The following is a 12,491-nucleotide window of genomic DNA, read 5'->3' on the forward strand; positions in this document are numbered from 1 at the left end:
CGGCTCAGAAGCCCTGGAACAGCATGTCGAGCGCGGCCACGATGTCGTCGTGATGCCTGGAGATATTCAGTCGACTTTCGCCCAATTCCTTGGCCGGAACCGTGGCGATCAGATGGGTGGCCATAACCAATTTTCGTCCACTGATCTCGATGAGGGGATGGAGCTTTCGCATCGCCGGCGGCGTCATCGTTGTCGGAAGCAGGGGGATCACCACCCGTGTTTTAAAATCGTCGAGCAGGTCGGATTGGACGTCCAGCAAGTAGCTGCCTTCGACCCGACCCGCGAAGACATCATAGCGTGCCATCAGAACTGCCGATGTTCTTCCAACGGAATACCGTGCTTTTCGACATATTCGTTCCACGCTTCTATCGTGGCGCGATTCTCAAGCTTCCACAGCCGTGTCTTTTCGGCGGCCACCGCCTCTGCAATGCCGGCTTCGGCGGCGCGCGAGACATTTACATCGAGTCCCTTGGCTTCCTTCATGAGCTTTGAGTCGATCGACAGATTTGCCGGCTGACGAACCGCATTCATAGCTATCTTTCGCATGATAACCTCCGCAGCATGCGCATAATATATGCGCATTTTCGTGTTGGAGCAACGGCGAAGCGTCTACCCCTCCATCTCCTCGCGCAACATTTCAAGTTCCAGCCATTCCTCCTCGAGCGCTGCCAGCGTGGCGCGCTCCTTGTCGAGGGCGGCAATGGTCTTCTGGAATGAGGCCGGGTCGCGCTCGTAATAGGCCGGGTCGGCGATGTTGTCCTCCAGCCGTGATATCGAGGCGGTCACCGCCTCGATCCTCTTGGGCAGAGATTCCAGCGCGAATTTTTGCTTGAACGACAGTTTTTTCACCGGGCCCTTTGGCGCAGCTGCTTCGGTCCTGCCTGCCGCCGCCACTTCGCCGGTGTCGGTCTTTGGCCGTGCCTTGCGGTCGTCCAGCCTGGTGCCGCCGCGCTGCGCCAGCATGTCGGAATAGCCGCCGGCATATTCGATCCAGCGGCCGCCGCCGTCCGGCGCGATCAGGCTGGTCACCGTGCGGTCGAGGAAATCGCGGTCGTGGCTGACGAGGATGACGGTGCCAGCAAAACCGGCGACCAGTTCCTGCAGCAGTTCCAGCGTCTCCATGTCGAGATCGTTGGTCGGCTCGTCGAGCACCAAGAGATTTGCCGGCCGCGCCAGCACGCGGGCGAGCAGCAGCCGCGCCCGCTCGCCGCCCGAAAGCTCGCGCACCGGCGTGCGCGCCTGTTCCGGCTTGAACAGGAAGTCTTTCATGTAGGAGACGACGTGGCGCTGCTCGCCATTGATGACAAGGTTCTCGCCGCGGCCGTCGGTGAGATACTGAGCCAGCGTCTCTTGCGGGTCGACCGCCTCGCGTTTCTGGTCGAGCGTGGCGATCTCCAGATTGGTGCCGAGTCGCACCGTGCCTGAGTCCGGCGTCAATTCGCCGGTCAGCATCTTCAGCAGCGTCGTCTTGCCGGCGCCGTTCGGGCCGACCAGGCCGACGCGGTCACCGCGCTGGATGCGGGTCGAGAAACCCCTGACCACAGTGAGGTCGCCAAAGCTCTTCTCGATGTTCTTAGCCTCGATCACCAGCTTGCCGGATTCGGCGGCGTCGCTGGCCACCATGGTCGCCGCACCCTCGGCGCCACGATGGCCGCGAAAGCGCTGGCGCATGGTCTGCAATTCGCCGAGCCGGCGCATGTTGCGCTTGCGCCTTGCCGTCACGCCATAGCGCAACCAGTGCTCCTCGCGCACGATCTGGCGACCAAGCTTGTGCTGCTCGCGCTCTTCTTCTTCCAGCGCGGTGTCACGCCATTCCTCGAAATGGCTAAAGCCCTTGTCCAGCCGGCGGGTCTGGCCGCGATCGAGCCAGACCGTGGCGCGCGACACGCGCTCGAGGAAGCGGCGGTCGTGCGAGATGACGATCAGCGCCGAAGAGGTGCGGGCAAGCTCCTCCTCCAGCCATTCGATGACCGACAGGTCGAGATGGTTGGTCGGCTCATCAAGGAGGAGAATGTCGGGCTCCGGCGCCATGACGCGGGCAAGGGCAGCACGGCGGGCTTCGCCGCCGGAGAGATCGTTCGGCCGTTCCTCGCCGGACAGACCGAGATGCTCCATCAGATAGGTGGCGCGGTAGGGATCGTCGGCGGGTCCGAGCCCCGCCTCGACATAGGCGCGTACGCTGGCGAAACCATCCATGTCGGGCATTTGCGGCAGGTAGCGCACTGTTGCCGAAGGCTGGCGGAACACCTCGCCGTCCTGCGGCTCGACCAATCCCGCAGCGATCTTCAGCAACGTCGACTTGCCAGAGCCGTTGCGGCCGACCAGAGCGATCTTGTCGCCCGCCGACGCCGTCAGTTCCGCCCCGTCGAGCAGCGGCGCGCCACCAAAGATCAGTTTTATCCCGTCGAGATTGAGAAGCGGCGGCGCCATGTCAGCTTTCAGGCAAGGGAAATGGATGGGCGAGCAACAGCGCGCGGCCGCTGCCCAGCGCGACTTCGAGCCGGCCCTTGACCTCGTTGGAAATGGTCAGCGACGAGCCGAACGCCACCTCGACATGGTTCAGCGGCCATTTGGCGCCGGTCACGGTCAGACCGGCAAGGTCTGAGAAGCCGAGAATCGAAAACAGCATGCCGTCGGCGTAGCCGAAGCCGGCCTTTCCGGGAAGCAAGGGGACGCCTTCCTGTGCGCCACTGGTCAACAGCACCTTTACGCCGGCTTCAGCCAGCCGGACGCTGAGCGCCAGGTGCAGGAAGGCGTGGTCGGTGCGCTTGCCGCCGAACGCGCCGGCCAGCACGAGGCTGGTGGCGCCGCGTTCGAGCGCGGCGGCGATGGCCAGTTCGCCGTCGGTCTTGTCCTTTTCTGCCGGAAACACCTGGCGGGGCACGGCGGCGAGCTCGTCCGGCAAATCCGCCGGCACCGAATCGAAGTCGCCGACCCAGAGTTCCGGCGTCAGGCTCAGCCTCCGGGCATGGCTCATGCCGGCGTCGGCGGCGATGACACGCGTGCCTTCGACCTGGCGGTCGAGCAGCGGTGTGCGGATAAGGTCGCCGCCAAGCAGGATGGTGAATTTGCTCATATGCGTGGCCCTTACCAGCCCTGCTTGCGAAACGGAAGGCCGCGTTCCGGATGCCCGGCAAACTTCCGCCCGGCAAACTTGCGCTTGCGCCGCAGTTGGGCCGGGCCTATGTGTCGAAGCGCTCTAACGGGGTGCTGGACGCGATCTTCGCGGACCAGCTGAGAGGCAACCTGCCAACCCGCTGAACCTGATCCGGTTTGTACCGGCGGAGGGATTAGACGTTTCGGACAAGCCGACGCCTCAATTCCCTTCAACGCCAACGAAGGAGGCGCCGATGCGCACGTTTTTATACACACTTGTTTCGGCAGTGCTGCTCGCGGCAATCGTCCTCGCAGGCATCGGGCCGGCATCCGCGCAGGAAAAACTCACCGTCTACACCTATGAGAGCTTCACCGCCGAATGGGGACCCGGCCCGGCGGTCAAGAAGGCGTTCGAGGCCGAATGCGGCTGTACTCTCGAATTCGTCGCGGTCGCCGACGGCGTCGCCCTGCTCAACCGCGTCAGGCTGGAAGGGGCCGCGAGCAAGGCCGACATCGTGCTCGGCCTCGACACGAATCTGACGGCGGAAGCCAAGGCTACCGGCCTGTTTTCACCGCATGGCACAGTCATCGACGTCAATGTGCCGGGCGGCTGGAGCGATGATATTTTCGTGCCGTTCGACTACGGCTATTTCGCCGTCGTCTACGACACCGAAAAGCTCAAAAACCCGCCGAAGAGCCTGAAGGAATTGGTCGAGGGCAATGCCGATGAGAAGATCGTCATCCAGGATCCACGCACCTCGACGCCCGGTCTCGGCCTGCTGTTGTGGGTGAAGTCGGTCTATGGCGACAAGGCGCCGGAAGCCTGGGCCAAGCTTAGGACAAAAGTGCTGACCGTGACGCCGGGCTGGAGCGAGGCCTACGGCCTGTTCACCAAGGGCGAGGCGCCGATGGTGCTGTCCTATACCACGTCGCCGGCCTATCACATGGTCGCCGAGAACACCGAACGCTATCAGGCGGCGGCCTTCGAGGAGGGCGCGTATCTGCAGATCGAGGTTGCCGGCATCACCACCAAAGGTGCGAAGAACCCGTTGGCGAAACAGTTCCTGACTTTCATGACCGGGCCGAAATTCCAGGATGTCATCCCCGAGACCAACTGGATGTTCCCGGCCGGCAAGACCGAGAAGCCGCTCAATCCGGCTTTCGACAAGCTCGTCAAGCCGACCAAGACGCTGCTGTTCAGCCCGGAAGAGGTCGCCGCCAACCGCAAGGCCTGGGTCGACGAATGGCTGTCGGTGATGAGCAGGTAGCTTGTGATTGAGAGATGATCACTCTACGGCGCCCCCCTCTAAATCCCAGTCAAATAACAGTCCCGAGTCAGGTGGTGCAGAGTGCTACACGCACCCCCTTCTGACCCCCGCGTCACCGCCGGCACCGTCGCGCTTGCCGCTGTTGCGCTGCTGGTCGGCGGCGCGTTCGCCGGGCTCATCGTGGAAGGCGCACGCGATCCGTCCGGCGCCGCGTCGGCCTTCGATACCTACCTCTTCCGCGTCGCCCGCTTTACGCTCTGGCAGGCGGCTCTTTCGACGCTGCTCTCCGTCGTGTCGGCGCTGTTCGTGGCGCGGGCGCTGTCGCGGCATCCGCGCTTCCTTGGTCGCAGCCTGATCCTGCAGCTCTTCGCAGTGCCGCTCGCGCTGCCGGCCATCGTCGCAGCACTCGGGATTCTGGCTCTCTATGGCCGTGCCGGCTATTTCGCCGGCGTGCTCAGCGCGATTGGCGGCCAGGGCTGGCCGGGCATATACGGCCTGTCCGGCATCCTCGTCGCCCATGTCTTCTTCAATCTGCCGCTGGCCACGCGGCTGTTCCTTGAAGCGCTGGCGACAGTGCCGGCCGACCAGTGGCGGCTGGCGAGCCAGCTCGGCATGGGCGCCAGGCCCGCCTTCCGGCTGATCGAATGGCCGACGCTGCGCGCGTCGCTGCCGGGCGTCGCCGGGCTTGTCTTCATGCTCTGCATCACATCCTTCACCATCGTGCTCACGCTGGGCGGCGGGCCGCGTGCGACGACGCTGGAGGTCGCCATCTACCAAGCGTTGCGTTTCGATTTCGATCCTGCCCGCGCGGTGACGCTGACAGTGCTGCAGATCGCGCTGACCTTCGTCGTCGTGCTGGCATTGATGCGGCTCGGCGCCAACACCGTCGGCGACGCCAACCTGCCGGTGGCTTCGCGCCGCTATCTTTCGGCCGGCGCCGCCGAAACCGTGCTGAACGCAGCATTGATCCTCCTGGCTTTGCTGTTCGTCGCCGGGCCGATGGCGGCCACGGTGGCGTCAGGGCTTGGCGCCGATCTCGGCCGGCTAGCGGGCGAGAGCGCGGTGCGGCAAGCGACGCTGACCAGCGCCGTGCTCGCCTTGCTGGCGGCGCTGCTTTCAGTGGCGCTGTCGCTGTCGCTGGTCATGGCACGACGGGCACTGGCCTTGAGGCGTCGCGTCGGCGCCAGGACGCTGCTCGAATACGCCACCGATACCGGCGCCGGCTTCGTCCTCGTCGTGCCGCCCGTCGTCATCGGCGCCGGCTGGTTCCTGCTCCTGCGGACCGTCAGCGACGTCTTTGCCATCGCCCCTGTCATGGTCGTCGCCGTCAATGCGGTGATGGCGATGCCGTTTGCCATCCGCGCCATTCGCCCCGGCTATGATGCGGCGAGTGAACGCCACGAACGGCTCTGTTTGCTGCTTGGAATTTCGGGCTGGAGCCGGTTCCGGCTGGTCGACTGGCCGTCGCTGCGGCGGCCGCTCGCCACCGGTTTCGCGTTCGCCATGGCCTTGTCGCTCGGCGATCTCGGTGTCATTGCCCTGTTTGGCAGCGACTCCTTGCAGACGCTGCCTTATCTCTTGCTGGCCCGCATGGGCAGCTACCGCACGATGGACGCGGCCGGCCTGGCATTGCTGCTCGGCCTGGTCTGTCTCGCGCTTGTCCTGGCGGCGGACTGGCTGGGACGGGGAGAAAGATGATGATGCTCAACAGCGAAAACGGTACGGCTGTGCGGCTGGAAAAGGTCTCGTTCAGCTATGGCGAAGCGCCGTTTTTATTCGATGTCGAGTTCGCCGCCTCGAAGATCACCGCCATTATGGGGCCGAGCGGCTCAGGAAAATCGACACTGCTCAACCTGGTGGCCGGCTTCGAGACGCCGCGATCGGGCCGCGTGCTGATCGGTGGCGGCGACGTCGGCACCAAATCGCCGTCGGCGCGGCCAGTGTCGATGGTGTTCCAGGAAAACAATCTCTTCGCCCATCTATCGGTCGAACGAAATGTCGGCCTTGGCCGCTCGCCGTCGCTCAGGCTGACCGAGGCCGACTACGCTGCAATCGCCGCGGCGCTCGAGCGCGTCGGCCTTGCCGGCAAGCAACAGCGCCTGCCGCGCGAACTCTCCGGCGGCGAGCGGCAGCGCGTCGCGCTCGCCCGCGTCCTGGTGCGCGACCGGCCGGTGCTCTTGCTGGACGAACCGTTCGCCTCGCTCGGACCGGCCTTGCGCGACGACATGCTCGATCTGGTAGCCGACGTCCATGCGGAGCGGCGCATGACGGTGCTGTTCGTCACGCATCAGCCGGAGGATGCCCACCGTATCGGCCAGGACATGGTGTTCCTGGATAATGGCACGGTTGCCGCTACCGGGACTGTCGCCGATTTTTTTACCAAGGCTGGACCGGAAGCCTTCCGGCGCTATATCGGTGCAGGTCCGTTTGGTGCAGGATCACGAGATGTTGCCCGGAAGCGGACATAATTTACGGCCAAACCGGCTTCAGGCGATGTGGCCTTTGCTTGCCATGGTCAAAGTAGTGTGGCTAGGTCCTCCGATACTGGTCCGGCATAGGTTGTGATTTGCCACTACGGTGCCATCCGTGCTCGCGGGCCGTGCTCGTGGGCGCGAAGGACGCTGTGGCAGTTGATTTTGCGCATGTTCTGAAAATCGATGCCCGATTTTCGGGGCCATGTGCTGAGACCCGAAAGGAAGCTGTTCTGCCGACCGGCACAGACAGAGTGAGAAGGAAACCGCTGGCGCGCTTCCTGGCACTGGCCGGCTTTGCCATGGCGCTGGCAAGCTGCCAGATGTTCACGCCTCCGGACGTTCAGGAATCCGGCTTCCAGCCTTCCAGCAAACCGGTCACCGTCGACAATGTTGCCGCCAACAGCAAGCTCGCCGAAATGGCCAAGGCGCAGCATCCGCGCATCCTCGCGACCTATGGCGGCGAATATTCCGATCCCAAGCTCGAGCGCATGGTGGCCAAGGTCGTCGGCAGCCTGACCGTGGTGTCGGCCAACCCGAGCCAGACCTACCGCATTACGATCCTCAATTCGCCCAACGTCAACGCTTTCGCATTGCCGGGCGGCTATCTCTACATCACGCGCGGCCTGCTGGCGCTGGCCAACGATTCGGCCGAGCTCGCCGCGGTCATCGCGCATGAGATGGGCCACGTCACCGCAAATCACGGCTTGCAGCGCCAGCAGCTCGAGGCCGAGGAGGGCTTTGCAACAAAAGTCGTCTCGGATGTGCTCGGCGACAGCCCGACCGCCAAGGCGGCACTGATCCGAGGCAAGCTGCGGCTTGCCCAGTTCTCGCGCAATCAGGAGCTGGAGGCCGACGGCATCGGCATCAAGTCGATCGGCGAGGCGGGCTTCGATCCGTTTGCCGCGGGCCGCTTCCTGCAATCCATGTCGGCCTACACCGATTTCCGCTCGATCAGCGGCGCCACCGACGCCAGCCTCGACTTCCTGGCAACGCATCCGAACACGCCGCAACGCATCGATCTGGCTCAGCGCCATGCCCGCCAGTTCGGCGCGCCCGGCGTCGGCACGCGCGACCGCGATGCCTTCCTCGCCGGCATAGACGGCCTGCTCTACGGCGATACGCCGGAGGAAGGCTATGTGCGTGGCGAAACCTTCCTGCATCCGGGGCTCGGCGTGTCGTTCTCGGTGCCCGACGGCTTCATCATCGACAACTCGGCCGCGGCGGTGACTGCAACCGGGCCGGGCGACATAGCGATCCGCTTCGACGGCGTCTCGATCGACAAAAACCGCTCGCTGACCGACTACATCCGCAGTGGCTGGGTGGCCGGTCTCGACGAAAGCAGCGTGCGCCAGGGAACAATCAACGGCAACGAGGCGGTGACGGCGCATGCCAGCGCCGAGGGCTGGCAGTTCGGCATTGCGGTGATCCGCGCCGGCGGCCAAGTCTACCGACTGCTGACTGCCGCCCCTTCCGCCAGCACCTCGCTGGATGCCGTAGCGCGCTCGGTCAGCGGCTCGTTCCGGATCTTGAGCGCGGCCGAAAAAGCGGCGCTGAAGCCGCTGCATATCCGCGTCGTCACGGTACGGCCCGGACAGACCATGGGCTCGCTCGCGGCGCAGATGGTCGGCGTCGACCGCAAGCTCGACCTGTTCAGGGTGCTCAATGCGATGTCGCCCGGCGCAGCCGTTTCAGCCGGCGACAAGGTCAAGATCATCACCGACAAATAGGGTGTGTCGATATTCAGGTGATGCCGGCCTGCAAACGGCAGTTTTCTGCGCTTCCGGCCTTCGCCGGCCGAAGCGCTCATGAGCGGTTTCGGCAGTTAAGGCTACGGCGGGCGTAGGCCGGTGCTCACGTACTTTAAGTACGCTCCGCTCCGGTTCTCGGAAACCACCTAGTTTGGTCGCTTCGCGTCCGTCTTCGACTCCGCCTCGGCCTAACCTGAATCTCAACACACCCTGATTAGGCGGCGGTCGCCAGAAACTCGGGGTTTTGCTTCACCAGCGCTATCTTGAGCTTTTCCATGGCGCGTGCCTCGATCTGGCGGACGCGTTCCTTGGAGATGCCAAGCGCCTCGCCGAGCGCTTCGAGCGTCGCGCCCTCGTCGCTCAGCCGGCGTTCCTCGATGATCCTGAGTTCGCGGGCGTTGAGCGCGCCGAGCGCGGTTTTCAGCCAGATCGAGCGGCGTTCGACATCGATCGTGTCGCCCACGACCTCGTCCGGCAAAGGATCGTCCGAAACCAGGAACTCCATCCGCTCGGTGGCGCCCGAATCATCGGCGAGCGGCTGATTGAGCGAACTATCCGGGGCCGAAAGGCGCGAATCCATCATCGCCACGTCGGCCTCGGAGACGCCGAGCGCCACCGACACCTCGCGGTAGAGCGAGGTGTTCGAGATCGGCTCGGCACCATTCGCCAAGCGGGCGCGCAGGCGCCGCAAATTGAAGAACAGCGCCTTCTGTGCCGAACTGGTGCCGCCGCGCACGATCGACCAGTTGCGCAGGATATAGTCCTGCATCGAGGCACGGATCCACCACGTCGCATAGGTCGAAAACCGCACCTCGCGCTCCGGTTCGAAACGGGCCGCTGCCTCCAGCAGGCCGACATGGCCTTCCTGCACCAGGTCGCCGAGGGGCAGGCCATAATGGCGGAACTTCGAGGCCATGGAAATGACCAGCCGCATATGCGCCATGGCGATTTGGTGCAGTGCCTGCTGGTCGTTGTTTTGCTTCCAGCGCAATGCGAGAACATGCTCTTCGTCGCGCTCGAGATAGGGGGCTTTCATCGCCGCGCGGACCATGGTTCGCCCTGCCGTATCTTCCATCATGCCACGCTCCCTGTTCCGGGCGTTGTGGTGCGATCACTCGAACACTGAGCTGGCATCGTGGTTGAATTGGCGACGCCGCGCCCTACAACAGCCAACAAACGTGCCACGCGCGCGAATGGTTCCGCCGCTGATGTCGCGTGGATTTGAACTGCCCGAAAGCTCGATGCGGCGGTCGCTCCTCGGCCGCTTGGCGTGACTCGATGAAGTCTTGAGAATTGGATTTCGGAAGCGCCTCATTTTTGAAATCTTGTTGCTTATTTCGCCAGCCTGCATCTGTCAGTTTCCGGCGCTGGCAAATGCGCCAGACGCCGGCCAATACACCGGCCAATGACGGGATCACAGAAAAATGAAATGGCTCAAATTGCTCATCGTCGCCGCAACACTGCAGGTACTGGCAGGCACATCAGGCCATGCCGGCGCCAATCTCGATCAGATCAAGCAGGCCCGTGTCTTCAAGGTCGGCACGGAAGGCACCTATGCCCCCTTCACCTATCATGATGCCTCGGGCGCACTGGTCGGCTTCGACGTCGAGATCGCCAAGGCGATCGCCGAGCGGCTCGGCGTCAAGGCCGAATTCCTCGAAGGCAAATGGGATGGGCTGATCGCCGGCCTCGACGCCGAGCGCTATGACGCCGTTATCAACCAGGTCGGTATCACCGAGGAGCGCAAGGCCAAGTATGATTTCTCCGATCCCTATATTGCTTCCAAGGCGGTGCTGATCGTGCGCGGCGACAATACCGACATCAAGAGCTTTGCCGACCTGAAGGGCAAGAAGGCGGCGCAGTCCCTGACCTCGAATTTCGGCAAGCTCGCCGAAGCGAACGGCGCCGAACTCGTCGCCACCGATGGTTTCGACCAATCGATCCAGCTGCTTCTTACCAGCCGCGCCGATGCCACCATCAACGACAGCCTGTCCTTCCTCGATTTCAAGAAGCACAAGCCCGACGCCAATGTGAAGATCGCCGCGCAGGAAGAAAACGCCGACTATTCCGGCGTCCTCGTGCGCAAGGGCGATCCGGAACTGGTCGCCGCCATCAATCGGGCGCTGGCCGATATCAAGGCCGACGGCACTTACCAGAAGATTGCCGACTCTTATTTCGGCCAGGACGTTTCGAAGTAAGCACATTTCCGGAGCGGGGCGGTTGCCGGCCCGCATGGCAAAGTATCGCGGCGAGCCGTCTTTGACGGCCGCCGCTTTTGGCGTGATATGACAGCCGTATGGTCGCGCCTCGATGCTGCCAGATCGTTTTTTGGGCGGCAATCTCGCAAGGAGGGTTTTCGTGCCGCACTGGCTGCAATTGATGCTGGATTCGTTGCCCACGCTGCTATGGGCCGCGCTGATCTTCACCGTGCCGCTAACGCTGCTGTCGTTCGCATTCGGTCTCTTCGTAGGGCTGGTCTCAGCGCTCGTCCGGCTGTTCGGCCCGAAGCCGCTGGTTGCCGTGATCCGCTTCTACGTCTGGATCTTCCGTGGCACGCCGCTTCTGGTGCAGCTCTTCCTGATCTTCTACGGCCTGCCCTCGGTCGGCATCCTGCTCGACGCCTTTTCAGCCGCATTGATCGGCTTCACACTCAATATCGGCGCCTATACGTCGGAAATCATCCGTGCCGTCATAGGCTCGGTGCCGAAGGGGCAGTGGGAGGCGGCCCATTCGATCGGCATGACCTGGGGCCAGGCGATGCGACGCACCATACTGCCGCAGGCCGGCCGCGTCGCGGTGCCGCCGCTGTCCAACACCTTCATCTCGCTGGTCAAGGACACGTCGCTGGCCGCCGCCATCACGGTGCCGGAGATGTTCCAGGCGGCGCAGCGCATCGTCGCCACCACCTATGAACCGCTGATCCTCTATGTCGAGGCCGCGGCTCTCTATCTGGCGCTAAGCTCGGTACTGTCGGCGTTGCAGACGCGCCTGGAAAAGCGGCTCAACCGCTATGGCGGCTTCCTCGAGGCGCGCTCATGATCGGCCTCACCAACATCGAGAAGCGCTTTGGGGACAACCTTGTGCTGAAGGGCGTGACGGTCACTATCGACGAAGGCAGCGTCACTGCCCTTGTCGGTCCCTCAGGCGGCGGGAAAAGCACGCTTCTGCGCTGCATCAACCTGCTCGAGATCCCGACCTCGGGCACGGTGCGCATCGGCGACGACGCGCTCGAATTCCATCCGGGCGGCAAGGTTCCCGGCAGGGCCATCCAGCGCCTGCGGCTGCAGACCGGCATGGTGTTCCAGAATTTCCAGCTGTTCCCGCACCGCACGGCGATCGAAAACGTCATGGAGGGGCTGGTGACGGTGCTGAAATGGCCGACGGCGAGGGCGCGCGGGCGGGCGCTCGCCCTGCTCGAAAAGGTTGGGATGGCGCACAAGGCCGATGCCTGGCCGGCGACGCTGTCAGGCGGCCAGCAGCAACGCGTGGCGATCGCCCGGGCGCTGGCGCCATCGCCGAAAGTGCTGCTGTGCGACGAGCCGACCTCGGCGCTCGATCCGGAACTGGCGCAGGAGGTGGTCGACGTGCTCGGCCAGCTGGCCAGCGAGGGCACCACCATGGTGATGGCGACGCATGACTTGCGCCTTGCCTCCAAAATCGCGCAGGAGGTGGTGTTCCTCGACGCCGGCAGCGTCGTCGAGAAAGGCCCTGCCGCTGTTTTGTTCAGCAATCCGGAGCGCCAGCGAACCAAGCGGTTTATCGCGACGCTGAAGCAGGAGGCAGAGAAGGAAGGCGGCGAAGGTTAGGTTAAGGCCTGTCGCCCAAAAAGCGGTTTTGGGGTGACGATCACCCGGAAATAAAAAACCCGACGCGAGGCCGGGTTTTCCAAATTCGAAGGCGAGAAA

General features: G+C 63.8%; 12 protein-coding genes and 1 riboswitch. Of the genes, 7 read left to right on the top strand and 5 right to left on the bottom strand.

Features of this window, described 5'->3' with window-relative positions:
• Nucleotides 1–4: 4 nt before the first annotated feature.
• From AC0L16_RS26125 to AC0L16_RS26140, 4 genes are all read right to left on the bottom strand, one after another.
• Nucleotides 5–304 (bottom strand): CcdB family protein, encoded by a 300-nt coding sequence (locus AC0L16_RS26125; protein ID WP_473624164.1) that lies wholly within the window; start codon nucleotides 302–304, stop codon nucleotides 5–7.
• Nucleotides 304–546: a type II toxin-antitoxin system CcdA family antitoxin gene (locus AC0L16_RS26130; protein ID WP_202365595.1), complete on the bottom strand. Its 243-nt coding sequence runs from the start codon at nucleotides 544–546 to the stop codon at nucleotides 304–306. The genes AC0L16_RS26125 and AC0L16_RS26130 overlap by 1 nt, the downstream gene beginning before the upstream one ends.
• Before the next feature lie 63 nt (nucleotides 547–609).
• The gene (locus AC0L16_RS26135; RefSeq protein WP_473624166.1) at nucleotides 610–2,430 is read right to left on the bottom strand and encodes an ABC-F family ATP-binding cassette domain-containing protein; all 1,821 of its coding nucleotides are present in this window, start codon (nucleotides 2,428–2,430) and stop codon (nucleotides 610–612) included.
• A gap of 1 nt (nucleotide 2,431) precedes the next feature.
• Nucleotides 2,432–3,076, bottom strand: coding sequence for a thiamine diphosphokinase (locus tag AC0L16_RS26140; RefSeq protein WP_473624167.1), 645 nt, complete (start codon nucleotides 3,074–3,076; stop codon nucleotides 2,432–2,434).
• A 117-nt stretch (nucleotides 3,077–3,193) separates the two neighbouring features.
• Nucleotides 3,194–3,307: riboswitch (TPP riboswitch) on the top strand.
• 43 nt (nucleotides 3,308–3,350) lie between these two features.
• Here AC0L16_RS26140 and thiB point away from each other — a divergent pair.
• The 4 genes from thiB to AC0L16_RS26160 all read left to right on the top strand — a co-directional run bounded on the left by thiB (nucleotide 3,351) and on the right by AC0L16_RS26160 (nucleotide 8,565).
• Nucleotides 3,351–4,364 carry a thiamine ABC transporter substrate binding subunit gene (gene thiB, locus AC0L16_RS26145; RefSeq protein WP_473624169.1) on the top strand — a complete coding sequence of 338 codons (1,014 nt, stop codon included), beginning with the start codon at nucleotides 3,351–3,353 and terminating at the stop codon, nucleotides 4,362–4,364.
• An 81-nt stretch (nucleotides 4,365–4,445) separates the two neighbouring features.
• Nucleotides 4,446–6,062, top strand: coding sequence for a thiamine/thiamine pyrophosphate ABC transporter permease (gene thiP, locus AC0L16_RS26150; protein ID WP_473624171.1), 1,617 nt, complete (start codon nucleotides 4,446–4,448; stop codon nucleotides 6,060–6,062).
• Nucleotides 6,062–6,832, top strand: a complete 771-nt coding sequence (gene thiQ / locus AC0L16_RS26155) for a thiamine ABC transporter ATP-binding protein (protein ID WP_473624172.1) — start codon at nucleotides 6,062–6,064, stop codon at nucleotides 6,830–6,832. Before thiP ends, thiQ begins: the two co-directional genes overlap by 1 nt.
• 305 nt (nucleotides 6,833–7,137) lie before the next feature.
• Nucleotides 7,138–8,565, top strand: coding sequence for a M48 family metalloprotease (locus AC0L16_RS26160; protein WP_473624256.1), 1,428 nt, complete (start codon nucleotides 7,138–7,140; stop codon nucleotides 8,563–8,565).
• Between the two features lie 235 nt (nucleotides 8,566–8,800).
• Here the strand turns inward: AC0L16_RS26160 and AC0L16_RS26165 are convergent, their stop codons facing one another.
• On the bottom strand, nucleotides 8,801–9,664 hold the full coding sequence (locus tag AC0L16_RS26165) for an RNA polymerase factor sigma-32 (RefSeq protein ID WP_473624173.1): 864 nt from the start codon (nucleotides 9,662–9,664) through the stop codon (nucleotides 8,801–8,803).
• A gap of 346 nt (nucleotides 9,665–10,010) precedes the next feature.
• Between AC0L16_RS26165 and AC0L16_RS26170 the strand changes: the two genes are divergently transcribed.
• From AC0L16_RS26170 to AC0L16_RS26180, 3 genes are all read left to right on the top strand, one after another.
• The gene (locus AC0L16_RS26170) at nucleotides 10,011–10,784 is read left to right on the top strand and encodes an amino acid ABC transporter substrate-binding protein (protein WP_473624174.1); all 774 of its coding nucleotides are present in this window, start codon (nucleotides 10,011–10,013) and stop codon (nucleotides 10,782–10,784) included.
• A 160-nt stretch (nucleotides 10,785–10,944) separates the two neighbouring features.
• A complete protein-coding gene (locus AC0L16_RS26175) occupies nucleotides 10,945–11,625 on the top strand; it encodes an ABC transporter permease subunit (RefSeq protein WP_473624176.1) in 681 nt (226 codons plus the stop codon).
• Nucleotides 11,622–12,392, top strand: coding sequence for an amino acid ABC transporter ATP-binding protein (locus AC0L16_RS26180; protein WP_473624178.1), 771 nt, complete (start codon nucleotides 11,622–11,624; stop codon nucleotides 12,390–12,392). The genes AC0L16_RS26175 and AC0L16_RS26180 overlap by 4 nt, the downstream gene beginning before the upstream one ends.
• Nucleotides 12,393–12,491: the final 99 nt, after the last annotated feature.

The sequence above is a fragment of the Mesorhizobium sp. WSM4848 genome (assembly GCF_055811375.1).